We start from the raw sequence: 23,103 nt of genomic DNA, 5'->3' as shown, positions 1-23,103 counted from the left end.
GTGCGTGGTTCCCGTCAGTCCCAGTCCAGCCCGCCACGGCGCCACACGTAGGTGTAGGCGACGAAGACGGTGGCGATGAAGATGACCATCTCGACCAGACCGAAGAGCTTCATGGCGTCGAAGTGCACGGCCCACGGGTAGAGGAAGATGATCTCGATGTCGAAGACGATGAAGAGCATCGCCGTGATGTAGTACTTCACCGGGAAGCGACCGCCACCCACCGGCTGCGGCGTCGGCTCGATGCCGCACTCGTAGCTGTCGAGCTTGGCGCGGTTGTAGCGCTTGGGCCCGGTCTGGCTGCTCATCACGACCGACCCGGCCGCGAACAAGAAGGCCAGAGCGGCCAGCGCGAGGACTGGGATGTAGAGGTCCATCAGCAGCGCTTCCCTTCACCGTGCCCGTCAGGTGTGCCCCGTGAACTTGTGAATGCGATCACTAAGTGGCGCGGACCTCATCCTGCCACTCGGCGCGATCTGCGTCACGCCGGGGGGACCCCGCCGTTGACCTGCGGATATAGGTCACGTGAGCGTGTGGTAATTGCCGGCCCCGGTGGTTGAGGAGGTCCGCCCGGACCGTCTCGAAGCCGCGTCACCCGGACAGTGGTTTCGAGACAGGACTTCGTCCTTCCTCAACCACCGGGCCCGGCGGTTGAGGAGGTCCGCCAGGACCGTCTCGAAACCACCCGCTACGAGGCGCTCGCCTCAGGCGGTGGCGCGGTGCAGGGCGACGATGCCGCCCGTGAGGTCGCGCCACTCGGGGCGCTGCCAGCCGGCCTCGGCGATCATCGCGGCCAGCCCGGCCTGGTCGGGCCAGGCGCGGATCGACTCGGCGAGGTAGACGTAGGCGTCGGGCGAGGACGACACCGCGCGGGCGATCGGGGGCAGCGCCTTCATGAGGTACTCGACGTAGACCGTGCGGAACGGCGACCAGGTCGGGTGGCTGAACTCGCAGACGACCAGGCGCCCGCCGGGGCGGGTGACGCGGCGCAGCTCGCGCAGGCCGGCGGCCGGGTCGACGATGTTGCGCAGCCCGAAGGAGATCGTGACCGCGTCGAAGGTGTCGTCGGCGAACGGCAGCCGGGTGCCGTCTCCCGCGGTGAACGGCAGTGCCGGACGCGCCTGCTTGCCGACGCGGAGCATCCCGATCGAGAAGTCGCACGGGACGACCGTCGCGCCGCGGTCGGCGAAGGGCTGGCTCGAGGTGCCGGTGCCGGCCGCGAGGTCGAGGACCCGCTCCCCCGGCTGCGGGTCGACGGCGCGGATGACGTCGTGGCGCCAGCGGCGGTCCTGACCCATCGAGAGGACGTCGTTGGTCAGGTCGTAGCGCTTCGCCACCGCGTCGAACATCCGCTGGACGTCGGCGGGCTGCTTGTCGAGGTCGGCACGGGCCACGCTCGAACCTTAGGGCGTGTCGGCAACCAGCCGACCTCCGCGGGCGTCAAGGTGGTGTCGACTCCACTCTCTTCCCCAGGAGCCATGTTGTGACCGCTGCTCGTCGCGCGGGCCTCGGCCTGCTCACCGCCCTCCTCCTCGCCGCCGCCGCGGTCGGCGTCGCCTCCGCCCTGCGACTGCCCACCGGGCCCGACATCCGCGTCGAGGCCTCGGCCGTGCAGGCGAGCCCGTCTCCCTCGGCGGCACCCACGCCCGCCCCGGTCCCGACGCCGACCGCGGCCCCCACACCGGCCGTGACGCCGACCCCGGTCGCCGCACCCACGCCGAGCGTCGTCCCGACTCCCGAGCCGGCCCCGACCCTCGAGCCCGGCCCGGCGCTGCTCGCGTCGGGGGCCGAGGGCGACGAGGTCCGCGACCTCCAGGCGCGGCTCAAGGCGATCGCGTGGTTCTCGGGCGACGTCACGGGCACCTACGGCGAGGTCACCGCCGAGGCCGTGCGCGGGTTCCAGGCCAAGCGGGAGATCCCGGTGACCGGCGCGGTCGACCAGCGCACGCTCGACCGACTGCACGCCATGACCGCCGAGCCGTCGTACGAGGTCCTGCACAACCTCGCCCAGCCCGGGGTCAACGTGCCCGGCGCGCTGGACGCCCGGTGCGAGACCGGGCGCGTCCTGTGCGTCGACAAGTCGAGCCGCACCCTGCGCTGGGTCGTCGACGGGCAGGTGCGGGAGACGGTCGACGTGCGGTTCGGCTCGGCGTACACCCCGACCCGCGAGGGCGCCTTCTCGGTGGAGTCCAAGAGCCGCGACCACGTCTCGTCGCTCTACGACACGGCCATGCCCTACGCGATGTTCTTCTCCGGCGGGCAGGCCGTGCACTACTCCAGCGACTTCGCCGCACGGGGCTACTCCGGCGCCTCCCACGGCTGCGTCAACGTGCGCGACCGCGAGGCCGTGGCGCGGCTGTTCGACCAGGTGCAGGTCGGTGACTCGGTCGTCGTCTACTGGTCCTGACCTGCCGTTGGCCCGCTGCTGACCTGCCGCTGACCTGCACCGGTGTCGCCGATCTCACCGCGTGCGGACTCGGCCGCCCGGCGTACCCGTGGGTACGCTCGAGTGTTGTGAGCAGCCAGATCACGGACGTCGCACGGGGGGCCGCGAGCCCCCTCGTCGTGCGCACCGTCGAGCTGGAGCTGCCCGCCGACGCCCCCTTGGTCGACCTCGTCCCGGAGGACCACCCCGTCACGTGGCTGCGTCGCGGCGACGGCCTCGTCGGGTGCGGGGTGGCCGCGCGGCTGCGCACCAGTGGCGCCGACCGGTTCGCCGAGGCCGACGCCTGGTGGCGCGAGCTCACCGAGCGCGCGATCGTGCGCAGCGACGTCGACGAGCCGGGCAGCGGCCTGGTGGCGTTCGGGACGTTCGCGTTCTCCGACGACAGCGCCGAGGAGTCGACGCTCGTCGTGCCCGAGGTGATCCTCGGCCGCCGCGGCGAGCGCGCCTGGCTCACCACCGTGTCCTCGCGCGGCGGTCTCGACATGCTCGACCGCCGCCTCGAGCTGGCCACCACCCCGCCCGCACCGGTGGGCGTCACCTTCGCCGACGGTGCCCTCGACGGTGAGCAGTGGATGGGCCGCGTCGCCGACGCCGTCGCCCGCATCACCGCCGGCGAGCTGGAGAAGGTCGTGCTCGCCCGCGACCTCGTCGCCACCGCCGAGGAGCCCGTCGACGTCCGCTGGCCGCTGCGCCGCCTCGCCGAGCTCTACCCCACCTGCTGGACCTTCCACGTCGACGGCATGTTCGGTGCCACCCCCGAGCTGCTGGTGCGCCGCGAGCGCGGCCTGGTCACCTCGCGCGTGCTGGCCGGCACGATCCGTCGTACCGGCGACGACGCGCGCGACCTGCACCTGGCCGCCCGGCTGGCCCGCTCGTCGAAGGACCTCGAGGAGCACGAATACGCCGTCCGCTCGGTCGCCGAGGCGCTCGAGCCGCACTGCTCGTCGATGAACGTGCCCGAGGCGCCGTTCGTCCTGCACCTGCCCAACGTCATGCACCTCGCCTCCGACGTCGCCGGCGTCGTCCACGACTCGCGCACCGTCTCCTCGCTCGACCTCGTCGCAGCGCTGCACCCCTCCGCGGCCGTCGGTGGCACCCCCACCGCCACCGCGACGCGCCTCATCGCCGAGCTCGAGGGCATGGACCGCGGCCGCTACGCCGGCCCCGTCGGCTGGATGGACGCCGACGGCGACGGCGAGTGGGGCATCGCCCTGCGCTCGGCGTCGGTCGAGGGACGCACCGTCCGCCTCTTCGCCGGCTGCGGCATCGTCGCCGACTCCGACCCCGAAGCCGAGCTCGCCGAGACCCAGGGCAAGTTCGTGCCCGTCCGCGACGCCCTCACCCGCTGAGCCGAGGTGTCGGAATCCCAGCATCTGCTGGGATTCCTGACGTTCTGGGGTGTTGCAACACCCCAGAACGTTGGCGGTACCAGCATCTGCTGGGGTTCCGACGGCGACGTCTAGGGTCGGGCGCATGCCGACCGGAGCCCAGGACCACCAGCCCGACGAGCGCAACGCCGACATCCTGGTCTGGGTCAACGGCGAGCTGAAGCCGAAGGCGCAGGCGGTGGTGAGCGTCTTCGACTCCGGGTTCGTGCTCGGTGACGGGGTCTGGGAGGGCCTGCGCGTGTACGACGGCCACCCGGCGTTCCTCGACCAGCACCTCGACCGGCTGTTCGAGGGTGCGACGGCGCTGATGATGGACATCGGGATGACCCGCGAGGAGCTCGAGGCCGCGGTCTACGAGACCCTGCGCGGCAACGACATGACCGACGGCGTCCACGTGCGGCTGATGGTCACGCGCGGGGTGAAGTCCACGCCCTACCAGGACCCGCGGGTCACGATCGGCCCGGCGACGGTGGTGATCATCGCCGAGCACAAGCTCCCGACCCCGGCGACGACCGAGCAGGGGCTGGCGCTCTTCACCACCCACGTGCGGCGCGCGACGCCCGACACGCTCGACCCGAAGCTCAACGCCCACAGCAAGCTCAACGACATCACCGCCTGCATCCAGGCCTACACCGCGGGCGCCGACGAGGCCCTCATGCTCGACCCGCACGGGTTCGTCGCGACGTGCAACAGCACCCACTTCTTCATCGTCAAGGGCACCCCCGACGACCCGGAGATCTGGACCTCCGACGGCCGGTTCTGCTTGGCCGGGATCACCCGCTCCAACGTGCTCGCGATGAGCCGGGCGGCCGGCCTCCCGGCGTACGAGAAGACCTTCAGCCTCACCGACGTCTACAGCGCGCAGGAGGCGTTCTGCACCGGCACCTTCGCCGGCGTCTCGCCGGTGCGCTCGGTCGACGGCCGCACCATCGGCTCGGGCACCCGTGGCCCGGTCGTCACCCGCCTGCAGGAGCTGTACGCCGACTGGGTGCGCCAGGACCTCGTCCGTCGGGGGAAGGCGTGACGACCCGGGTGGGCGGCTGGTCGGGGCCGCGCAACATCTCGACCGCGATGATGCGGGCCTGGGAGAACCGCCCTGACACCGTCGTCGTCGACGAGCCGCTCTACGCGGCGTACCTCGCCCGCACGGGCATCGACCACCCCGGCCGCGAGGAGGTGCTGGCCGCGCAGCCGACCGACCTCGACGAGGCGGTCACCGAGCTGCACGCCCGGCTGCCCGACGGCGTGAGCGTGCACTACGCCAAGCACATGGCCCACCACGTCGACATCGGCAGCGACGTGGAGTGGACGACGGCGTTCCGCAACGTGCTGCTGATCCGCGACCCCGCCGAGGTGGTGGCGTCCTACGTGCGCTCGCGCGAGGCGTGCGAGCCCGAGGACATCGGGCTGCTGCAGCAGCAGTGGCTGCTCGAGCAGTGGGACGACGCCGGCCTCGACGTGCCGGTCGTCGACTCGGGCGACTTCCTGCGCGACCCCGAGACGCACCTGCGCTGGTTCTGCGACTGGCTCGAGATCCCGTTCTACGCCTCGATGCTGTCGTGGCCGGCCGGCCCGCGCGACTCCGACGGCGTGTGGGCGCCCTACTGGTACGACGCCGTGCTCGCCTCGACCGGGTTCGAGCCCCACCGCCCCCGCGTCGTCGAGCTCAGCCCGCACGACGCCGCGGTCGCCGAGGCTTGCCGGCCGGCGTACGACGCGCTGCGCGAGCGCAGCCTGCGGCTCGTCTGAGGTCAGCGCAGGGTCAGGCCAGGTCCTCCCCGTCGGTGATCCGCAGCCACTCCTGGCCGCGCGGTCCGACGAGGGTCTCCATCTGCTGGGCGAGGATGCCGTGGGCGGCCTCGGTGTAGATCCGGTCGTGGATGGCGAGGTTGCGCGGCGCCCCGACCGCCCGGACGAACTCGACCGCCATCTCGCTGCGCAGCCACGGCGCCGACGAGGGGCAGAGCAGCAGGTCGACCGGCTCCTCGGGGACGGCGAGCGCGTCGCCGGGGTGGTAGACGGTCGTGTCGCCGACGGTCAACAGGTAGCCGGCGTTGTCGGGGACCGGCAGCTCGGGGTGGATCACCGCGTGCCGCTCCCCCACCACGGTCACGGGCAGCCCGGCGTCGAAGCGCTCGCCCGGCCCGACCGTCGTCACCCGCTCGGCGACGTCGGGTGCCTCCTCGCCGATCTGCGCGGCGAGGTCGGCGACGGTCAAGACCGGCGCGTCGGTGCGGCGCAGGTGGTCGGCGAGGTAGTGGTCGGGGTGCAGGTGGGTGATCAGCACCGCGGTGGCACCGTCGACGGCCTCGGGCTGGGTGAACATCCCCGGGTCGAGCACCAGCACCGTGCCCTCGTGCTCGATCCGGACGCAGGCGTGGCCGAACTTCGTGATCCGCACGCGTCCTAGTCTGCACGGATGGCCCTCCCCGACGGCGTCACGCTGCGCCCCGCCACCCCCGACGACGCCGAGGCGCTGACCCACCTGCACCTCGCCGTGTGGGACGACGCCTACACCGGGCTGATGCCGCCGGGCGTGCTCGAGTCACGTCGCTCGGACCTCGACCGCCGTGTCGAGCGGTGGCGCGAGATCCTCACCGACGCCGAGGAGACGACCTGGCTGGCGGTCGACGCGTCGTCCTCCGAGCCCGGAGGGCTGGTGGGCTTCGCCACGGCCGGGCCGGCGCGCGACAACGACGTCGACGTCTCGCTCGAACTGTGGGCGCTGTACGTGCGCGCCTCGGCGTACGGCACGGGCGTGGGCTTCGCGCTGTTCGAGCAGGTCGTGGGCGACCGGGCGGCGTACCTGTGGGTGCTCGCGGGCAACGAGCGCGCGATCGGGTTCTACGAGCGGCAGGGGTTCCGACTCGACGGCACCGAGGACGAGCTCGACGACGGACGCCACCTGCGGATGGTGCGCGCCGGGGTCTAACTTCTGGTCCATGCCGCTGCACACGTTCGAGGGCAAGGCCCCGACCGTCCACCCGACCGCGTTCGTCGCGCCGAGCGCCGACCTGGTCGGCGACGTGACCGTCGAGGCGGGCGCCTCGGTGTGGTTCGGCGCGGTGCTGCGCGCCGACCTCGGCCCGATCGTCGTGCGCGAGGGGGCCAACGTGCAGGACGGCTCGGTGCTGCACAGCTCGGCCCAGCACGGCACCGAGATCGGCGCCGGCGCGACGATCGGTCACCGCTGCGTCGTCCACGCCTGCACGATCGGGGCCGAGGCGCTGATCGGCAACGGCTCGGTCGTGCTCGACGGCGCCGTCGTCGGTGCCCGCACCCTGGTCGGCGCCGGCGCGCTCGTCACGCCCGGCACCGAGCTGCCCGAGGGCGTGTTCGCCATCGGCACGCCCGTGCGCGTCATGGGCCCGATCGAGGGCACCAGTGCCGAGGAGTGGATCGCCCGCAACCCCGGTGCCTACCAGGAGCTGGCGCGGCGCTACCTGGCCGGGTTCACTCCCGGGTCCTCGGGCTCGTGACCACCCGGTTCGACCTCGGCGACCCGGCGTTCGACGTCACCTCGTCGGTCGTCCACGAGGCCCGCGAGCGGGACTGGTACGTCGAGACCACCTGGGGCTGGGCCGTGCTCCGCCACGCCGAGGCGAGCCTGCTGCTGCGCGACCGGCGCTTCCGGCAGGGCAATGCCCGCTGGCCCGCGCAGAACGGCATCCACTCCGGCCTCTTCTCCGACTGGTGGCAGGAGACCCTGCTCTCGCTCGAGGGCGACGACCACGCGCGGATCCGGCGGCTGATGGTGCCGGCGTTCCGCAAGAAGGCCGTGAGCGACCTCGTGCCGGCGTTCCGGTCCATCGCCGCCGAGCTGATCGCGTCGTTCGCGCCGACGGGGCGGGTGGAGTTCGTGCACGAGTTCGCCGAGCCCTACGCCTCGCGCATCATCTGCCTGCTCCTCGGGCTGCCGCAGGACCACTGGCCCCAGGTCGCCCGCTGGGCCGACGACCTCGGCGCGTCGTTCTCGATCGACGTCGGGCGGCAGGCGCCGCGCATCGAGGCCGCGCTCGCCGGGCTGTCGGCGTACGTCGACGAGGTGGTCGCCGACCGCCGCGCCCACCCACGCGACGACCTCGTCACCACGCTCGTCTCGGCCGAGTCGCTGACCGACCGCGAGCTGTCGGTGGCGCTGGTGTTCCTCGCGTTCGCGGGCATGGAGACCACCCGCAACCAGCTCGGCCTCGCCCTGCAGACCCTCCTCGCCCACCCCGACCAGTGGGCGCTGCTCGCCGAGCGCCCCGAGCTCGGCGCGTCTGCCGTGGAGGAGGTGATGCGCGTCAACCCGACCGTCACCTGGGTGACCCGCGAGGCCGTCGAGGACGTGGTGTTCGAGGGGCTCGCGATCCCGCGCGGCGGCATCGTGCAGGTGCTGTCGCACAGCGCCGGCACCGACCCGCGCTCGACCCCGGACCCGTCGTTCGACATCACGGCGTCGCGCCCGCCGCACCTCGGCTTCGGCGCCGGCATCCACCACTGCCTCGGCCACTTCGTCGCCCGCACCGACATGGCCGTCGCCCTCCCCGCCCTCGCCCGCGCCATGCCCCACGCCACCCCCGACGGCCCCGGCACCTGGCTCCCCGTCTCCGGCAACACCGGCGCGCTCTCGTTCCCCCTCCGGTTCACCCCCACCCCGACCGCCCCGCTGTAACGCGGAGTTTGTGGTGCTCCCGACCCGTTGCAACGGGTCGGGACCGTCACCAACCCCGCGTTACAGCGGGGCGGGGGAGGCGTCATGACGCGCGGGGACGACGCGGACGCGGCCCGGGCACGACGTACGACGCCACGTCGCCGAGGTCGTCGCCGAACCGGCGTCGCGTGGACTCGACCTCGCGGAGCAGCCGTGCCGAGGTGACGGCTCGACGCTCGGGCACGAGGTCGGCCCAGACGAGCCGCGACATGCCGAACCCCAAGGCGCAGATCCAGTCCTGCCGCTTCTTCTCCTCCCAGACGACCTCCTCGGCTGGACGGTCGGCGAGACCGTCGCGCTGGTACTTGACCTTCCCGTCGACCTCGACCAGGTGACGCCCGACCCGCAGGTCGACCCATGCCTCCTTGTCCCCGTCGCGGAGCCCGAACTGCGTCTGAACGGGGCCGACACCCAGACCCGTCAGCACCAGACGACCGAGAGACTCGGCGACGCTGTCGGAGCCGGCGTCCGACAGCGCGACGGCCTCACGTGCCACCGTGACGTTGGGCCAGCAACGCATCGGCGCCAGAGCCGCGTCGAGCTCGTCGCGGCGAGTGCCGAGGCGCAGGGCCGAGTCGCAGGCGACCACACCGAACGCCAGCCCGGTCTGGCCGTGGTTCCGAGCGATGTCGAGCGCGGTGCGTGCCCGGTCGAGCATCGGTACGCCGTCGACCTCGACGATCTGCCACGGCTCGAAGGGTGCGAGGTGGTGGCAGACGCCGTGCCGCTTGCGGCAGCCCTGCACCCCGAACCGGGTGATGTGCACGAGCTCGCTCTCGACCTTCATGACGTCCATCCCGTGCGCCAGGGCGGCCGACTCGTGGCTGAGCAGGTGCGGGACGCTCATGTTCAGGCTGGCGGCGTACGCGCGGAGCAGCGGCCGTCCGCGGCGCACGTCGGCCGCGGCCCAGACATCGGGGGCGGTGTAGACGCCGCGGCGCACCGCCACCAGCGCACCGGTGCGGACCTTGCGCGTGATGTCGTCGAGGCCGAGGCCGGACTCGACCAACTGTCGGCGCAGAATCAGGCCGCGCTGGCGAGCCATCGCTGCGGTGACGGACGGACTGAGCATGGCCGAGAGCGTGCCGCGCTCGGCCCGCCCCGAACCCGCCGTTCGGCGATCTGTGGACAACGCCGCCCGCCGCCTCCTCCGCCCAGCTGTAACGCGGAGTTGGAGACGGTCTCGACCCGTTGCAACGGGTCGGGAGCAGCTCCAACTCCGCGTTACAGCGGATCGCGCGGGGCGGGTCCGGGGGTCAGGCGGTGAGGTGGTGCACGTAGCACCAGCGCCAGTCCTCGCCGGGCTCGGCGGACTGCATGACGGGGTGCGTGGTCTCGTGGAAGTGCGCGGTGGCGTGCTGACCGGTCGAGGAGTCGCAGCAGCCGATCTCGCCGCACTCGAGGCACTGGCGCAGGGCGACCCAGGAGAGGCCCTCGTCGAGGCAGGCCTGGCAGACGGGGGCGGGGTCGGTCTCGACGGCGGGGTGGTCGACCAGGTCGTCGCAGACGTCGCCGGTACGCCGGGCCGAGAGGGTCTCGCGCAGGTCGCGGCGCTCGTCGGTCGCGATGTCGAGCATCGACTCCTCGACGTCGAGCAGGGCGAGCACGTCGGCGACGACCTCGGAGGGCACGGTGCCGGCGGAGCGGATCTCGAGCACGCGCTCGCGCTCGGCCTCGAGGAGCTCGAGACGCACGCGGGCGTAGGTCTCCGACGGCGACTCGCGGTCCGCGACGGTGCCGAGGCGTTCCCAGGCGGCGAAGTTGCGCTGGTCGAGGCGCTGGCGGATCAGGTCGACGACGTTCTGCGGGTCGTCGTACTCCAGGTCGTGGAGGCGGTGCATCGCAGCCTTCGACGCCTGCTGCAGCAGGGTCGCGCGGGCGAGCGCGTCCTCGGCGGGGTCGGGGCCGGGCACTCGCAGGCGGCGCGCGATCCACGGCAGGGAGAGGCCCTGCACGAAGAGCGTCCCGAACACCACCGTGAAGGCCATCATCAGCAGCACCTCGCGGCTCGGGGTGTCCTCGGGGATGACGAACGCCGCCGCGAGGGTGACCACGCCACGCATGCCGGCCCACCCCAGGATGAAGGTGTACGACGGCGGCGGCCGGTGGCCGGCCGCGTCGCCGCCGGGCCGCACGATGGCGTAGCGCGCCGGGAACACCCAGAGCAGCCGCAGCGCGACGACCGTGACCAGCGTGGCGAGGCAGACCAGCGCGATCCGGCCGTTGCCGACGGGACCGGCCCCGGCCTCCTCGATGATCCACCGGGCCTGGAGGCCGATGAGCAGGAAGACGGCGTTCTCCAGGACGAAGGAGATCGTGCGCCAGTTGAGCCGCTCGGCGATCCGCGACTGCGCGGACTGCAGCACCGGCGCCTTGTGGCCGAGCAGCAGGCCGGCGATGACGACGGCGATGACGCCGGAGGCGTGCACGTGCTCGGCGAGGACGTACGCCGCGAACGGCACCACGAGGGAGACGCCGCTGTCGAGCACCGGGTCGTCGAGGCGGCGGCGCACCTTGGCGACCAGCAGGAACAGCACGAAGCCGACGAGCACCCCTCCGCCCGCGGCCACGACGAAGTCGACGCCGACCATCGCGGGGTCGAAGCCGTCGCCGGCGACGATGCCGAGCGCCGTGCCGAGGAAGACCAGCGCGGTCGCGTCGTTGAGCAGCGACTCGCCCTCGAGGATCGTCACGATGCGCCGCGGCAGCCCGATGCGGCGACCGATCGCCGTGGCCGCCACCGCGTCCGGCGGCGCGACGACGGCGCCGATGGCCAGCGCGATCGGCCACGAGACGCCGGGCAGGAGCAGGTGCGTCACCAGCCCCACGCCGAACGCCGTGAAGGCGACGAGGCCCACCGACAGCAGCAGGATCGGGCGCCGGTTGGCGTTGAAGTCCACGAGCGAGGTCTGCCGCGCGGCGGCGTACAGCAGCGGCGGCAGCAGGCCGTAGAGGACGACGTCCTCGGTGAGCTCGATCTGCGGTACGCCGGGGACGTACGACGCCACGATGCCCGCGACGATCAGCACGAACGGCGCGGGGACGTCGATCCGCTCCGCCAGCCAGGTGCACGTGAGCACGCCGACCGCCAGGCCGCAGAGCAGCAGGGTGATCTCCACGTCCTGCATTCTGGACGGTCAGGGCGGGGCTGACCCAGCCCGTCCGCTCTCGGCGCAAACAGCCGACACCGGGAATACGGGACGGACCCCGAGCCGTACTCCGAGACGGGCTCAGCGCAGGGAGCCGACGCCGCTCATGTAGTCCGTGGCGTAGGTGAGCGCGAGGTCGGCGCCGGGAGTCAGCAGGGCCGAGGCGTGCTGGGTCATCCGGTCGGCCTCGACGTGCACGCTGAGGTGGCAGGCGCGGTCGGCCGGCACCTCGAAGGCGACGGCGCCCCAGTAGACGACGTACTGCCGCCCGTCGATCGACACGATCGGCGCCACCTGTCCCTTGGCCAGTGAGTTGCCGCTGGTGAGGTGCAGGGTCAGCACGCGCTTGGGGCCGTCGTGGTGGTCGACGTAGGGGATCACGCCGTCAGGAGTGGGCACGGGCCCCTCCTTCCCTACGGTGGGAGCCGTGACACCCGTCAGGCTCTTGCACAGCCCCTGGGTCGGTCCGCGCACGTGGGCGCCGGTCGCCGAGCGGCTGCACGACGCCGGCCGCGACGTCCGCGTGCAGGACCCCCGCGAGCCGTGCGAGGTCCGCCGGCCCCTGTTGGTGCCGCACAGCGGCGCGGGACTCTGGGCGCCGGGCCTCGCCGCACGGCTCGACGCGGTGGGCACCGTCTTCGTCGATGCGGCCCTGCCCGCCGGCACCGGGTCGACCCCGACTGTGCCGTCCGACCTCGCGCAGCACCTGCGGGGGGTCGCGGACGCGGACGGCCTGCTGCCACCGTGGACGCGGTGGTGGCCCGAGGAGGACGTCGCCGCGCTCTTCCCCGACGACCTCACCCGCGCGGAGGTCGAGGCGGAGGTCCCCCGCCTCCCCCTGTCGTACGCCGAGGGCCGGGTCGAGGCACCGGCCGGGTGGGAGTCGCGTCGGTGCGCCTACCTCGCCTTCGGTGCGACGTACGCCGAGGAGACGGCGCGGGCACGCGAGCTCGGCTGGCCGGTGGAGGTCTTCGACGGCGGCCACCTGCACCAGCTCGTCGATCCCGACCGGGTCACCGACGCCGTGCTGCGCCTCGCCGACCAGCTGGCCTGACGGGTCAGGGCCGCAGCGCCCGGACCGCCTCGTCGAGGGCACGGCGCCGGGAGCGGTCGACCCGCACCTCGACGACCTCGACGCCGCCGGCGGGCGAGTCGAGCGCGTGGGTGAGCTCGGGAGCGGAGTCGACGCGCCAGTGCGGGGTGCGGGTCGCCTGGCAGAGCGCGGCGAGGTCGACACCGTGGGGCGTGGCGAAGACGCGCTCGAAGGCGTGCGCGTGCTCGGGCGCACCCTGCTCGAGGGTGGCGAAGATCGAGCCGCCGTCGTCGTTGGCCACCACGACGGTCAGGTCGGGGCGCGGCTCGTCGGGGCCGATCACGAGCGCCCCCGCGTCGTGCAGGAACGTCACGTCGCCCATGAGCGCGAGGTTGCGGTTGCCCTCGCGCCGCGCGAGCGAGGCGCCGATCGCCGTCGACACGGTGCCGTCGATGCCGGCGAGGCCGCGGTTGGCAATGGTCTTGCGCCGGCTGCCGACGTCGTAGGCCGGCTGCATGAGGTCGAGGTCGCGGACGGGGTTGGAGGCGCCCACGACGAGGTGGCCACCGGGCGGCAGCGCGCGGCCGACCGCCCGGGCGACGTGCAGGCCGGTGAGCCCGCCCCGCGCCTCCTCGGCGTCGAGGAGAGCGTCGAGCTGGCGGGAGACCGAGGCGTCGGCCCGCTGCCAGGCCTCGAGCCAGGCGGGGTCGTCGGGGCCGTCGACGACGGGATCGGCGACCAACGTGGCGGCGTACGCGCGGGTGGTGGGCTCGGCGTCGAGCACCTCGGCGCGGGCGAGCAGCTGCGCGACCGGACGCGAGAGCGTCGGGTGGCCGAACACCACCACCCGCTCGACGTCCGCGCCGAGGGAGGAGCCCAGCAACAGGCGGTAGGTGCGCAGCGCCGGGCCGGTGCGCGACCCGCTCGACGGCTCGGCGAGCAGCGGCCAGCCGGCCGCGGCCGCCAGCCGACGCGCACGGGGGCCGGCGTCGTCACCGGCCACGACCACGGTGCGCGGTCCGAGCGGGACGGTCGTGCCCACGGGCTCGGCGGGCCGCGGCGGCGGGGGCGCCGCCGGCACCGCGTCGGGGTGCCACCGGTCGGGCGGCACGAGCGGGTCGTCGAGCTGCACGTTGAGGTGGAGGGGACCGTCGGCAGCGGGGAGGTCGTCGAGCACCGTGTCGAGGTCGTGCGTCGCGACCTGGGGCCCGAACAGCCCCATCTGGTCGGTCGTCTGGTTGGCGTCGGTGCCGCGCAGCCGGGCGGGCCGGTCGGCGGTCACGGCGACGAGCGGCACGCCGGCGTGCCACGCCTCGAGGACGGCGGGGTGGAGGTTGGCGACGGCGGTGCCCGAGGTGCACACGACGGCCGCGCGCGAGCCGCCCCTGGTGAGCCCGAGGGCCAGGAACGCCGCGGTGCGCTCGTCGATGCGGGTGTGCAGGCGCAGCAGCCCCGCCTCGGCCGCGTCGTACGCCGCGAAGGAGAGCGGGGCGTTGCGCGAACCCGGCGCGACGACGACCTCGCGCACCCCGGCGCGCACGAGCGCGAGCACGACCGAGCGGGCGACGTCGGTCGCGCTCACCGGACCGCCCCCAGACCCCGCACCGCGGCCAGCCGCGCCTGCCAGTGCGCGACCCGGTCGGGCGGCGCGGCGAGCCGCTCGAGCGCAGCGAGATCGATCGAGGGCACCCGCACCGGCAGCTCGCCGTCGACCGGCAGCAGCGGCGCGTCGACGACGTCGTCGGTCAGCAGCTGGACGGTGGCGAGGCCGCACGCGAAGGGCAGCTCCGGCAGCGCTCCGGCCAGGGCGAGGCCGGCCGCGATGCCGACCGAGGTCTCGAGCGCGGACGACACGACGACGGGGAGTCCGATGTCCTCGGCGATGCGCAGGCAGGCCCGCACGCCACCGAGCGGCTGCACCTTGAGCACGGCGACGTCGGCGGCCTCGAGGTCGCGCACGCGGTAGGGATCGGCGGCACGGCGGATCGACTCGTCGGCGGCGATCGGCACGTCGACCCGGCGGCGCACCTCGGCGAGCTCCTCGACCGATGCGGACGGCTGCTCGGCGTACTCCAGCCCGCCGGAGGCGACCTCCAGCACCCGCAGCGCGGCCACCGCGTCGGAGACCGACCAGCCGCCGTTGGCGTCGACCCGGATCCGGCCCGACGGGCCGAGGGCGTCACGCACGGCCTCGAGCCGCGCCTGGTCGTCGGCCAGCGTCTGGCCCGGCTCGGCGACCTTGACCTTGGCGGTGCGACAGCCGCCGGCGGAGACGATGCGGTGGGCCCGCTCGGCTCCGACGGCGGGCACGGTGACGTTGACCGGCACGGTGTCGCGCACGGCGGCCGGCCAGTCGCCGGCGGCGGCCTCGAGCGCGCAGCGCAGCCACGGCTCGGCCACCTCGTCGTCGTACTCCAGGAACGGGCTCCACTCGCCCCAGCCGGCCTCGCCGCGCACCAGCGCGCCCTCGCGGACGGTGATGCCGCGGAACCGGGTGCGCAGGGGCACCGACCACACCCGCACCTCGCTCACGCCTCCGACCCTACGAGCCTGCGGCGAGCCGGCGCAGGGCCATCCGGTCGGTCTTGCCGTTGGCCAGCAGCGGCACCGCGTCGAGGCGCACGAGCTCGCGCGGCGCCCACGAACGCGGGTGCGCCTCGGCGACCCAGGCCCGGACCTCGTCGAGCGGGAGGTCGTAGCCGGCCGGGTCGACGACGACGAACGCCACCAGCCGGTTGCCCCACTCCTCGTCGGGCACCCCGAGCACCTCGGCCTCGCGCACCGCCGGGTGCTCGCGCAGCCGCCGCGCCACCGCGGGCGCCGGCACGTTGACGCCGCCGGTCACCACCACGTCGTCGAGTCGGCCGAGCAGCTGCAGCCGCCCGTCCTCGTCGATGCGGGCGGCGTCCTCGGTGCGGAACCAGCCGTCGACCAGCACCCGCGCCGTCAGCTCGGGGTCACCGTCGTAGCCGTCGAACAGGGTCGGCCCGCTGACGCGCAGCCGGCCGTCGCGCTCGGTCGCGACGGCGACGCCGTCGAGGGGCACGCCGTCGTAGACGCAGCCGCCCGCCGTCTCCGCCGAGCCGTACGTCGCCACGACGCGCACGCCGAGCTCGGCCGCCCGTGCGCGCAGGGCCGGGTCGACCGGGCCGCCGCCGAGCAGCACCGTGCGCATCCCCCGCAGCGCGTCGAGGTCGTCGGCGCGACCCTCCAGCATCCGCAGCAGCTGCGTCGGCACCAGCGAGACGTAGTCGCAGCGCGCCGCGGCCTCCGCGAACGGGGTCCCCTCCAGCACCACCGGCTCCGCGCCCGCCAGCACCGAGCGGCACACGACCTGCGCACCGGCGACGTACGCCGCGGGCAGGGCGAGCAGCCAGCGACCCTCGCCGCCGAGCCGCCGCGCGGTGGCCGCGACCGAGGCGTGCACCGCCCGGCGCGACAGCACGACGCGCTTGGGCCGCCCCGTCGACCCGGACGTCTCCACCAGCAGCGGCTCGTCGTCGGTGCCGACGACCCACTCGCCCAGCGCCGCCACCACCTCGGCCGTCGTCCCGCGCAGCTCCACCCCGTCACGGTAGTGAGGCCGCGGGCGTGCTTGGATCAGCCCTCGTGGCGAGTGCAGGCGAGTGGGTGCAGGGAGCGCGACCGCGCACCCTGCCTGCCGCGGTCTCGCCGGTGCTCGCCGGCACCGGCGTCGCGGCGTACGTCGACGGTGCGGTGTGGTGGAAGGCGCTGCTCGCGCTCGTGGTGAGCCTGGCCCTGCAGGTGGCGGTCAACTACGCCAACGACTACTCCGACGGCATCCGCGGCACCGACGACGCGCGGGTCGGCCCGATGCGCCTGGTCGGCTCGGGCGCGGCCACCCCGGCCGCGGTGAGGCGCGCGGCGTTCCTTGCCTTCGGGGTCGCCGGCGTCGCCGGTCTCGTCCTCGCGGCGACCACGGCGTGGTGGCTGGTCGCCGTCGGGCTCGTGTCGGTGCTGGCCGCGTGGTACTACACCGGCGGCTCGAAGCCCTACGGCTACCTCGGTCTCGGCGAGGTCATGGTCTTCGTCTTCTTCGGCCTCGTCGCGGTCGTCGGCACGACCTACGTGCAGACCGAGACGTGGGAGTGGCCGGCGCTGTTCGCGGCCGTCGGCATCGGATCGCTGGCCTGCGCGATCCTCGTGGTCAACAACCTGCGCGACATCCCCACCGACACCGAGGCCGGCAAGCGCACGCTGGCCGTCCTGCTCGGCGCCGACCGCACCCGCGCCCTCTACCTGCTGCTCGTGCTGGCGGCCGCGGCGGCGGTCGTGGCCGTCGGTGTCTCGACGACCTGGTGGGCCCTGCTCGGGCTCGGCTTCCTCGCCCCCGCACTGCCCGGCGTAGGCACGGTCCTCGGCGGCGCCGTCGGCCCGGCGCTCATCCCCGTGCTGCAGTCCACCGGCGTCGCGGAGCTGGTGTGGGCGGTGCTGGTCGCCGTGCCGCTGATGCTCCGCGGCTGAGCCGCTCGGGAGACGAGCGGCCCTGGGCCGCCTCCGTAGGCTGGCCGCATGGGTTTCATCATCTTCATCGCACTGGTGGTCGTCGCCTACCTCGCCTGGCGCAACCGGGTGCCGCTGCTGGCCAAGGTCCTCGGCCAGTCCGAGGCGCGGGTCTCCCGCCGCCTCGACAAGCGCCGCGACTGAGAGTCCCCTCTGAGCTCCGCCGGCGCCGCGCGGGACGTCAGTCGACGTCCTCCTTGGCCTGGATCCGCTGCATGCTCCGGCTCGCCCGCTCGTCGACGCGGCGCGCGAAGGCCTCGCGCTGGGCGTTGAGCAGGAAGTACGACCCGATCCCGCTGACCACGAACCCGATCAGCACCGCCCAGAAGACGTCGGCGCTCGTGATCTCGCCCGTCACGACCTGCCACACGCCGATGACGACCCCGAAGGTCGCGCCGAACATCAGCAGCCGCAGCGCGGTGTAGACGACGAACTCCTTCATGCCTCCGAGCCTACGTGCGGCCAACCACCCGGCGCATAACCTGGAGACGTGCTCAAGGTCCTGCTCGTGGTGCTGCTCTTCGCCGTGGCGACCTACGCGCTGATCCGCGTGATCGAGCGCCGCGGGGTGGCCAGGCCCGTACGCCGCCGCACCGAGCCCCGTCCTCCGGCCCGCCCCGTCGGCCCCGACGACGACGAGGACTTCCTGCGCGACCTGGACCGCAAGCGCCGGCACCCCGAGGACCCTGACGCCCCTGCGTCCTAGCGTCCCCGGAGGTCACGCCGCAGGCGGTTTCGAGACGGCCCTGGCGGGCCTCCTCAACCGGCAGTGGTGCAGTCCGATGGTTGAGGAAGGACGAAGTCCTGTCTCGAAACCACCCGGTCCAGGGCCAGACGACTCAGCCGGGGATGCGGACCCAGTCGCGCTTCTTGCCGGCCACGACGAACGTGCCGCCGGCGTACTGGCAGCGCACCCGGTAGCGACCCGGCTTGAGCCCGACGAAGCGGGCGACCGCCTTGCCCTTCTTGAGCGTCACGGTGCGCGAGCCCTTGCCGACGCGGACCGTCATCGTGCCGTCGGGGAGCGCGACGCCGGGGGCAGTCACCTCGACGTGGATGATCGCCTTGCCGCCGGGCTTGCGCTGGGTGCGCACCGCGAGCGTCGGCACCGAGGCGACGCCGCCCGAGATCGAGACGCCCTGCTGCACGGCAGCTGAGCCCGGGAGGCTGCCGCTGACGACGCAGCCCACGACCTGGCCGATGTCGGCCTCGGTGAGCTGGTAGGTCTGGGCGACCGCGCCGTCGATCGCGACGCCGGCCCGGGTCCACTGGAAGGTCACCGCGGTCTCGGCGGGCTTGAACTTGCCCCCGTCGGCGGTCAGCACCGAGCCGACCACCGGGGTGCCCGAGATGGCGTAGTCCTTCTTGAGCTTGATGGTCGCGGCGGCGATGGTGCCCGCCGCGCCGGCCCGGATCTGCGGCAGCGCGTTGTAGACGTTGGTGCCGGGGCAGGCGGTGTCGTTGGTGTCGCGGTGACCGTCGATGACGGGGAGCGACACGGTGCGCCCGCGCGGGAACTTGTCGCTGCCGGTCGAGACGACCGAGGCGATGCCGTTGGGGTCGCGGCCGTAGAGGCCGAGCTTCCACCCGGCCAACGCGGAGACGGAGCTGAGCAGCGCCGGGGTCGGCGCGGTGGTCTCGAAGTTGCCGATCATGGAGAAGCCGGTCGAGTCGTTGTTGAACCCGAGGGTGTGCGCGCCGCGCACCACCTGGTCGACGCCGCCGTAGCGACCCTCCCAGATCGCGCCGTACTGGTCGACGAGGAAGTTGTAGCCGATGTCGGACCACCCCAGGGACTTGGTGTGGTACTTGTACATGCTCCGGATCATCGCCGGCACCGCCGAGGCGGCGTAGCCGTTGGACGTCGCGGTGTGGTGGATGTGGGCCTGCACGATCGTGGTGTCGTACGTCGGCGAGCCCGAGCGCCACGACTCGTCGGCCTGCCACTGGGCCCGGCTGAGGATCGGCGGCGCAGCCTCGGTCCGACCGGCCTGCGGCGGCACGATCGGCGCCCGTCGTGCCGCGACCACGCGCGAGTCGGCGAGCGTGGGCTCGGAGTGCAGCAGGGTCAGCGAGATGTCGCGGGGCAGGTGCCGCCCGACCCGCACCTGCAGGCCGTCGACCGGATCGATGAGCAGCGGGGACGTGCCGCGGCGCCCGCGGCCCTCGGCGGCGGGGTCGGGACCGTCCTGCAGGAGCGGCACCGGACGCCACAGGCCCCAGCCGCGTCGGGTGCGCAGCCGCACCCAGATCGCCGGCTCGCGCTGCGCCTGCTGAGCGGCCGACCCACGGGGGGCGGCCCACGTGAAGCCCAGCATCGAGACCGTGGAGGTGTCGAGCTCGGGCGTCACCCACTCCCCCGGTCGGGGCGAGGTCAGGCCGAGGTCGCGCAGCGGGCGCTCGAGCGAGCCCACCCCACCCACGCTCTCGCCCTGCAGTCGCAGCCGTCCGCCGAGGCTCTCGCCCGGCTTGACGGTGTGGAGGATGCCGACACCGGCTCCCGTCACTGCGCCGGCCCCGACGACCGTGGCCGTCGCGGCGCGCAGGAAGGAGCGGCGTCGGGTTCTGATCGCACCCGGAGCGTCGTTGTCAGTCACTTCAGTCTCACCTGTCACTCATGACACCACATCATCGGCCGCCCTGCCCAGCGAACGCGCCTCGTTCGCCCGATCGGATGAACGGGAGGGGCGAGGACCGGACCCGACGCCGACGCGACACTCGTTCGACGGTGCCCGAGGGCACTCGGTTGGGTCGCGGTCTCTCTGAGCCCGCAGCGAACGCCGGACACGAGGCCCGCACGTCCCTACCGTGGAAGCATGGCCGATCCCCTGCCACCGCAGCACGACCTGCTCGGGCGCTGGCTGGCTCACCGGGACACCACCGCCGACGACGCGGGCGTCCCGGCACCCGAGCCCGCTCCCGCCCCGCCGACGCCCGTCACAGCACCCGTCACGACGGCCGGCGGGCGCCACCGGGGCGAGCCGGCGCCCGAGACGTCGCCCGCGCCCGAGGGAGCGAGCCTGCGCGAGGCGGTGACAGCGGCAGTCCTGCGCTCCCTCGAGCCGACGGCCGCCGCCCACGTGGAAGAGCCGCACCCCGACCCCGCAGCCCGGGCCGAAGCGGATGTCGACCCCGAGCCCGACGCCCCGCAGCCCTCCGCGCCCGCTCCTACCGGCGTACGCGCGGACCACGTCTTCGCTCCCCGGCGCGGGACCCGGCGGCTGCTGAGCGCGGTGACGGCGGCCGCCGCGGCGGTCACCGTCTGGGCCCTGGTGGAGGCGCTCGCCGGGTCTCGGACCGACTCGACGAGCGTGGGCCTCGTCGTCATCGCGGCCGTGGCCACGCTGACCCTGTGGGCGGTGCGCGCGAGCGCCTCGCCCGCGCGGCTGCGCGTCCAGCTCGGCCAGCTCGAGGTCGTGCGCGGCAACCGCCGCGACGTCGTCGACCTCGCCGGCGACTACACCGTCGTGGAGGTGCACGGACGGCCCGGTCGACGCGGGTGGCGGGTGGATTTCCCGCGCCGCGAGGGCGAGCCGCTCGTCGTGGACGCCTCGCTCGTCGACCCGGAGGAGTTCATGCGGGTCCTGCGGGCCTACCGCCCCGGGGTCGGCGCCGGGGTCGGTGCCGAGGACGCAGAGGTGTCGATCCAGTAGCGCCGCTTGAGGCCGCGCACGTCCTCGAGGACTCCCCCGCCGGACTCGATCGTCGCGGCGGAGGCGAGGTTGTCGTCGTCGCAGGTCACCAGGAGCCGGTCGAGACCGAGCTCGCCCGCGCGGCGTACGGCGAGCGCGAGGGCCCGCGAGGCGTGTCCCCGCCCCCGATGGGAGGGCGCGATGCTGTAGCCGACGTGACCGGCGTGCTCCAGCAGCCACTGGTTGAGGCCGAGGCGCAGCGCGAGCACCCCGACGACCACCGGTCGACCGTCCTCGGCACCACCCTCCTCGACGACCCAGGAGAACTCGCAGGGGACGTCATCGCTCTCCGGGTCCGACGGCGGCGCCACGGCCGCGCGCAGCACCTGCACCAGCCGGGCGCACCCCTCGGGCGTCAGGTCCCAGCGCTCGTCCTCGGGCAGCAGCCAGAGCCCGGAGCCGTGGACGTGGGTCCCCTCTCGGTGCAGCTCGGCCATGGCCACGGCCCAGGAGTCGCACAGGGCGACGTCGGGCCGCGCCAGAGCCGTCATGCGTCGTGCGCCAGCCGCCCCGGTCAGCCCGGTCAGCGCGAGGCGCCCGCGGTGCGGTCTGCCTCGTCCGACACGCCGCCCGAGTGGCCCGACTGGTCGGTGTGGTCGTCGTGGTGGCCCCGCTCGTTCTGGTCGGTGAGGCGAGCCTCCTCGAGAGCGGTGGCCTCGAGCTCGGCGCGCCGCTGCTCCTGCAGCCGACCGATCTCGGTGCCGGCGTCGTCGGGCTCGGAGACGAGCTCCTGCACGCCGCGTTCGAGCCGCTTCATCGCCTGGCGGCCGAAGATCTGCTGCTCGGTGGCCGTGCGCTCGGAGCGACCGCGGCCCAGGAACGACACACCCCAGTGCAGGACGGCGGTGACGCGGTTCTTGAAGCCGGTCACGTAGAACAGGTGGACGACCAGCCACATCAGCCAGGCGATGAACCCGCTGAGCCGGATCTTGCCGATCAGCGCGACCGCCCTGAAGCGGCTGATGGTGGCCATCGAGCCCTTGTCGAAGTACTTGAACGGCTTCTGCGGCGGCTTGCCCTCGAGGCGGTGGTCGATCGAGGTGGCGGCGTACTTCGCGCCCTGGATCGCGACCTGTGCGACACCGGGGAGGTGGTCGAGGGCGATCATGTCGCCGACGACGAAGACCTCGGGGTGGCCCGGGAGGGTGAGGTCGGGATTGACGCCGATGCGGCCGGCGCGGTCGAGCGGGGCGCCGGTCTGCTCCGAGAGCGTCTTGCTCAGCGAGTTGGCCTGCACGCCGGCGGCCCAGATCTTGGTCACGGCCTCGATCCGCTGGGTGGACCCGTCCTTGTACTTCACCTCGAGACCGCGCTCGTCGACGTCGGTGACCATCGCGCCGAGCATGACCTCGACGCCCAGCTTCTCCAGCTCGCGCTTGGTCTTCTCGCCCAGGGTGGCGCCGAACGGCGGCAGCACCTGGCTGGCGGCGTCGACCAGCACGACGCGCGCGTCGCGGGAGCTGATGGCCCGGAAGTCGCGCTTGAGCGTGCGACGCGACAGCTCGGCGATCTGGCCGGCCATCTCCACGCCGGTCGGGCCGGCGCCCACGACGACGAAGGTCAGCAGGTGGTCGACCGGGCGGCCGGCGAGGGTCCAGAGCTCGGCCAGCTCGAACGCGCCGAAGATGCGGCCGCGCAGCTCGAGAGCGTCGTCGATGCTCTTCATGCCGGGGGCGAACTCGGCGAAGTGGTCGTTGCCGAAGTAGGACTGGCTCGACCCGGCCGCGACGAGCAGCGAGTCGTAGGGCGTCACGGTCTCGCGACCGAGCACCTGCGAGGTGACCGTCTGGGCCTCGAGGTCGATGTCGGTGACCTCGCCCAGCAGCACCCGCGCGTTCTTCTGCCCCGAGAGGACCTCGCGGGTCGGGGGCGCGATCTCGCCCTCGGACAAGATGCCGGTGGCCACCTGGTACAGCAGCGGCTGGAACAGGTGGTGCGTGGTCTTCGCGATCATGGTGACGTCGACGTCCGAGCGCTTGAGCGCCTTGGTGCCGAACAGGCCACCGAATCCGGAGCCGATCACCACCACCTGGTGGCGCGGCGGACGCGGCGGGACGGACGCCGCGACGGTTGCGGGCGCCCGCGTGGGCGTGTCGTTGCTGGTGTTCAGCTCGGTGTTCGGCTCGGTCATCGGTGCATCACTCCTCGCGACCATCTTGGCGGTCCGGTCGCGGTCGG

Annotated in this window: 25 protein-coding genes; 12 read left to right on the top strand and 13 right to left on the bottom strand. The window is 73.6% G+C overall.

The features are described from left to right. Window positions 1-14: 14 nt before the first annotated feature. Complete coding sequence (locus GRQ65_RS11470) at window positions 15-374, bottom strand: NADH-quinone oxidoreductase subunit A (protein WP_160878100.1); 360 nt, start codon at window positions 372-374, stop codon at window positions 15-17. A 327-nt stretch (window positions 375-701) separates the two neighbouring features. After that, complete coding sequence (locus GRQ65_RS11465) at window positions 702-1,391, bottom strand: demethylmenaquinone methyltransferase (protein WP_160878099.1); 690 nt, start codon at window positions 1,389-1,391, stop codon at window positions 702-704. An 89-nt stretch (window positions 1,392-1,480) separates the two neighbouring features. Here GRQ65_RS11465 and GRQ65_RS11460 point away from each other — a divergent pair, with 89 nt between their 5' ends. The 4 genes from GRQ65_RS11460 (at window position 1,481) to GRQ65_RS11445 (ending at window position 5,580) form a co-directional block, all read left to right on the top strand. Continuing rightward, complete coding sequence (locus tag GRQ65_RS11460; protein ID WP_160878098.1) at window positions 1,481-2,404, top strand: L,D-transpeptidase family protein; 924 nt, start codon at window positions 1,481-1,483, stop codon at window positions 2,402-2,404. 107 nt (window positions 2,405-2,511) lie between these two features. Beyond that, window positions 2,512-3,792, top strand: a complete 1,281-nt coding sequence (locus tag GRQ65_RS11455; RefSeq protein WP_160878097.1) for an isochorismate synthase — start codon at window positions 2,512-2,514, stop codon at window positions 3,790-3,792. A gap of 124 nt (window positions 3,793-3,916) precedes the next feature. Beyond that, entirely contained in the window at window positions 3,917-4,855 is a 939-nt protein-coding gene (locus GRQ65_RS11450; protein WP_160878096.1) for an aminotransferase class IV, read from the top strand. After that, window positions 4,852-5,580: a sulfotransferase-like domain-containing protein gene (locus tag GRQ65_RS11445; RefSeq protein WP_202387968.1), complete on the top strand. Its 729-nt coding sequence runs from the start codon at window positions 4,852-4,854 to the stop codon at window positions 5,578-5,580. The genes GRQ65_RS11450 and GRQ65_RS11445 overlap by 4 nt, the downstream gene beginning before the upstream one ends. Before the next feature lie 13 nt (window positions 5,581-5,593). Here the strand turns inward: GRQ65_RS11445 and GRQ65_RS11440 are convergent, their stop codons facing one another. Beyond that, a complete protein-coding gene (locus GRQ65_RS11440; RefSeq protein ID WP_160878095.1) occupies window positions 5,594-6,232 on the bottom strand; it encodes an MBL fold metallo-hydrolase in 639 nt (212 codons plus the stop codon). Between the two features lie 18 nt (window positions 6,233-6,250). On the opposite strand from GRQ65_RS11440, the gene GRQ65_RS11435 reads away from it, so the two are divergent. From GRQ65_RS11435 to GRQ65_RS11425, 3 genes are read left to right on the top strand one after another with little or no spacing between them, the layout of a single operon-like run. Beyond that, window positions 6,251-6,763 (top strand): GNAT family N-acetyltransferase, encoded by a 513-nt coding sequence (locus GRQ65_RS11435; RefSeq protein WP_160878094.1) that lies wholly within the window; start codon window positions 6,251-6,253, stop codon window positions 6,761-6,763. 10 nt (window positions 6,764-6,773) lie between these two features. Continuing rightward, the gene (locus GRQ65_RS11430) at window positions 6,774-7,310 is read left to right on the top strand and encodes a gamma carbonic anhydrase family protein (RefSeq protein WP_160878093.1); all 537 of its coding nucleotides are present in this window, start codon (window positions 6,774-6,776) and stop codon (window positions 7,308-7,310) included. Further along, window positions 7,307-8,488 (top strand): cytochrome P450, encoded by a 1,182-nt coding sequence (locus GRQ65_RS11425; protein ID WP_160878092.1) that lies wholly within the window; start codon window positions 7,307-7,309, stop codon window positions 8,486-8,488. The genes GRQ65_RS11430 and GRQ65_RS11425 overlap by 4 nt, the downstream gene beginning before the upstream one ends. 82 nt (window positions 8,489-8,570) lie before the next feature. Here the strand turns inward: GRQ65_RS11425 and GRQ65_RS11420 are convergent, their stop codons facing one another. The 3 genes from GRQ65_RS11420 to GRQ65_RS11410 form a co-directional block, all read right to left on the bottom strand. Further along, a complete protein-coding gene (locus GRQ65_RS11420; RefSeq protein ID WP_160878091.1) occupies window positions 8,571-9,599 on the bottom strand; it encodes a type IV toxin-antitoxin system AbiEi family antitoxin domain-containing protein in 1,029 nt (342 codons plus the stop codon). 184 nt (window positions 9,600-9,783) lie between these two features. Beyond that, on the bottom strand, window positions 9,784-11,655 hold the full coding sequence (locus tag GRQ65_RS11415; RefSeq protein ID WP_202387967.1) for a Na+/H+ antiporter: 1,872 nt from the start codon (window positions 11,653-11,655) through the stop codon (window positions 9,784-9,786). A gap of 102 nt (window positions 11,656-11,757) precedes the next feature. Then, window positions 11,758-12,075: a hypothetical protein gene (locus tag GRQ65_RS11410; protein WP_160878089.1), complete on the bottom strand. Its 318-nt coding sequence runs from the start codon at window positions 12,073-12,075 to the stop codon at window positions 11,758-11,760. A 28-nt stretch (window positions 12,076-12,103) separates the two neighbouring features. Between GRQ65_RS11410 and GRQ65_RS11405 the strand changes: the two genes are divergently transcribed. Beyond that, on the top strand, window positions 12,104-12,730 hold the full coding sequence (locus tag GRQ65_RS11405) for an alpha/beta hydrolase (protein WP_160878088.1): 627 nt from the start codon (window positions 12,104-12,106) through the stop codon (window positions 12,728-12,730). 4 nt (window positions 12,731-12,734) lie between these two features. Here GRQ65_RS11405 and menD read toward each other — a convergent pair whose 3' ends face one another. The 3 genes from menD to GRQ65_RS11390 are packed head-to-tail and all read right to left on the bottom strand — an operon-like array spanning window position 12,735 to window position 16,274. After that, complete coding sequence (menD, locus tag GRQ65_RS11400; protein ID WP_337191663.1) at window positions 12,735-14,291, bottom strand: 2-succinyl-5-enolpyruvyl-6-hydroxy-3-cyclohexene-1-carboxylic-acid synthase; 1,557 nt, start codon at window positions 14,289-14,291, stop codon at window positions 12,735-12,737. Beyond that, complete coding sequence (locus GRQ65_RS11395) at window positions 14,288-15,232, bottom strand: o-succinylbenzoate synthase (protein ID WP_160878237.1); 945 nt, start codon at window positions 15,230-15,232, stop codon at window positions 14,288-14,290. Before GRQ65_RS11395 ends, menD begins: the two co-directional genes overlap by 4 nt. 19 nt (window positions 15,233-15,251) lie before the next feature. Continuing rightward, on the bottom strand, window positions 15,252-16,274 hold the full coding sequence (locus GRQ65_RS11390) for an AMP-binding protein (RefSeq protein WP_337191662.1): 1,023 nt from the start codon (window positions 16,272-16,274) through the stop codon (window positions 15,252-15,254). 44 nt (window positions 16,275-16,318) lie between these two features. Between GRQ65_RS11390 and GRQ65_RS11385 the strand changes: the two genes are divergently transcribed. Then, the gene (locus GRQ65_RS11385; protein ID WP_160878087.1) at window positions 16,319-17,194 is read left to right on the top strand and encodes a 1,4-dihydroxy-2-naphthoate polyprenyltransferase; all 876 of its coding nucleotides are present in this window, start codon (window positions 16,319-16,321) and stop codon (window positions 17,192-17,194) included. Window positions 17,195-17,242: 48 nt separating this feature from the next. Further along, window positions 17,243-17,377: a hypothetical protein gene (locus GRQ65_RS23400; protein ID WP_272917658.1), complete on the top strand. Its 135-nt coding sequence runs from the start codon at window positions 17,243-17,245 to the stop codon at window positions 17,375-17,377. Between the two features lie 37 nt (window positions 17,378-17,414). Here GRQ65_RS23400 and GRQ65_RS11380 read toward each other — a convergent pair whose 3' ends face one another. Beyond that, window positions 17,415-17,675, bottom strand: coding sequence for a DUF4229 domain-containing protein (locus GRQ65_RS11380; RefSeq protein ID WP_160878086.1), 261 nt, complete (start codon window positions 17,673-17,675; stop codon window positions 17,415-17,417). Between the two features lie 48 nt (window positions 17,676-17,723). Between GRQ65_RS11380 and GRQ65_RS11375 the strand changes: the two genes are divergently transcribed. Next, the gene (locus tag GRQ65_RS11375; protein ID WP_160878085.1) at window positions 17,724-17,939 is read left to right on the top strand and encodes a hypothetical protein; all 216 of its coding nucleotides are present in this window, start codon (window positions 17,724-17,726) and stop codon (window positions 17,937-17,939) included. 133 nt (window positions 17,940-18,072) lie between these two features. Here GRQ65_RS11375 and GRQ65_RS11370 read toward each other — a convergent pair whose 3' ends face one another. After that, window positions 18,073-19,830, bottom strand: a complete 1,758-nt coding sequence (locus GRQ65_RS11370) for an N-acetylmuramoyl-L-alanine amidase (protein ID WP_160878084.1) — start codon at window positions 19,828-19,830, stop codon at window positions 18,073-18,075. A 219-nt stretch (window positions 19,831-20,049) separates the two neighbouring features. Here GRQ65_RS11370 and GRQ65_RS11365 point away from each other — a divergent pair, with 219 nt between their 5' ends. Then, the gene (locus GRQ65_RS11365; protein ID WP_160878083.1) at window positions 20,050-20,886 is read left to right on the top strand and encodes a hypothetical protein; all 837 of its coding nucleotides are present in this window, start codon (window positions 20,050-20,052) and stop codon (window positions 20,884-20,886) included. On the opposite strand, the gene GRQ65_RS11360 is transcribed toward GRQ65_RS11365, so the two are convergent. Together GRQ65_RS11360 and GRQ65_RS11355 are read right to left on the bottom strand one after the other, a co-directional pair. Next, on the bottom strand, window positions 20,826-21,416 hold the full coding sequence (locus GRQ65_RS11360) for a GNAT family N-acetyltransferase (protein WP_160878082.1): 591 nt from the start codon (window positions 21,414-21,416) through the stop codon (window positions 20,826-20,828). The genes GRQ65_RS11365 and GRQ65_RS11360 overlap by 61 nt on opposite strands. A gap of 32 nt (window positions 21,417-21,448) precedes the next feature. Continuing rightward, window positions 21,449-23,056: an NAD(P)/FAD-dependent oxidoreductase gene (locus tag GRQ65_RS11355; RefSeq protein ID WP_160878081.1), complete on the bottom strand. Its 1,608-nt coding sequence runs from the start codon at window positions 23,054-23,056 to the stop codon at window positions 21,449-21,451. Window positions 23,057-23,103 lie beyond the last annotated feature (47 nt).

The organism is Nocardioides flavescens (genome assembly GCF_009823805.1).
GTDB lineage: Bacteria > Actinomycetota > Actinomycetes > Propionibacteriales > Nocardioidaceae > Nocardioides > Nocardioides flavescens.
This window is presented reverse-complemented; position numbering and strand designations above follow the sequence as displayed.

Coding starts and splice junctions, on each gene's coding strand:
- GRQ65_RS11470 (WP_160878100.1), bottom strand. CDS start 374: ATGGACCTCTACATCCCAGTCCTCGCGCTGGCCGCTCTGGCCTTCTTG.
- GRQ65_RS11450 (WP_160878096.1), top strand. CDS start 3,917: ATGCCGACCGGAGCCCAGGACCACCAGCCCGACGAGCGCAACGCCGAC.
- GRQ65_RS11435 (WP_160878094.1), top strand. CDS start 6,251: ATGGCCCTCCCCGACGGCGTCACGCTGCGCCCCGCCACCCCCGACGAC.
- GRQ65_RS11430 (WP_160878093.1), top strand. CDS start 6,774: ATGCCGCTGCACACGTTCGAGGGCAAGGCCCCGACCGTCCACCCGACC.
- GRQ65_RS11420 (WP_160878091.1), bottom strand. CDS start 9,599: ATGCTCAGTCCGTCCGTCACCGCAGCGATGGCTCGCCAGCGCGGCCTG.
- GRQ65_RS11415 (WP_202387967.1), bottom strand. CDS start 11,655: ATGCAGGACGTGGAGATCACCCTGCTGCTCTGCGGCCTGGCGGTCGGC.
- GRQ65_RS23400 (WP_272917658.1), top strand. CDS start 17,243: ATGGGTTTCATCATCTTCATCGCACTGGTGGTCGTCGCCTACCTCGCC.
- GRQ65_RS11380 (WP_160878086.1), bottom strand. CDS start 17,675: ATGAAGGAGTTCGTCGTCTACACCGCGCTGCGGCTGCTGATGTTCGGC.
- GRQ65_RS11365 (WP_160878083.1), top strand. CDS start 20,050: ATGGCCGATCCCCTGCCACCGCAGCACGACCTGCTCGGGCGCTGGCTG.
- GRQ65_RS11360 (WP_160878082.1), bottom strand. CDS start 21,416: ATGACGGCTCTGGCGCGGCCCGACGTCGCCCTGTGCGACTCCTGGGCC.
- GRQ65_RS11355 (WP_160878081.1), bottom strand. CDS start 23,056: ATGACCGAGCCGAACACCGAGCTGAACACCAGCAACGACACGCCCACG.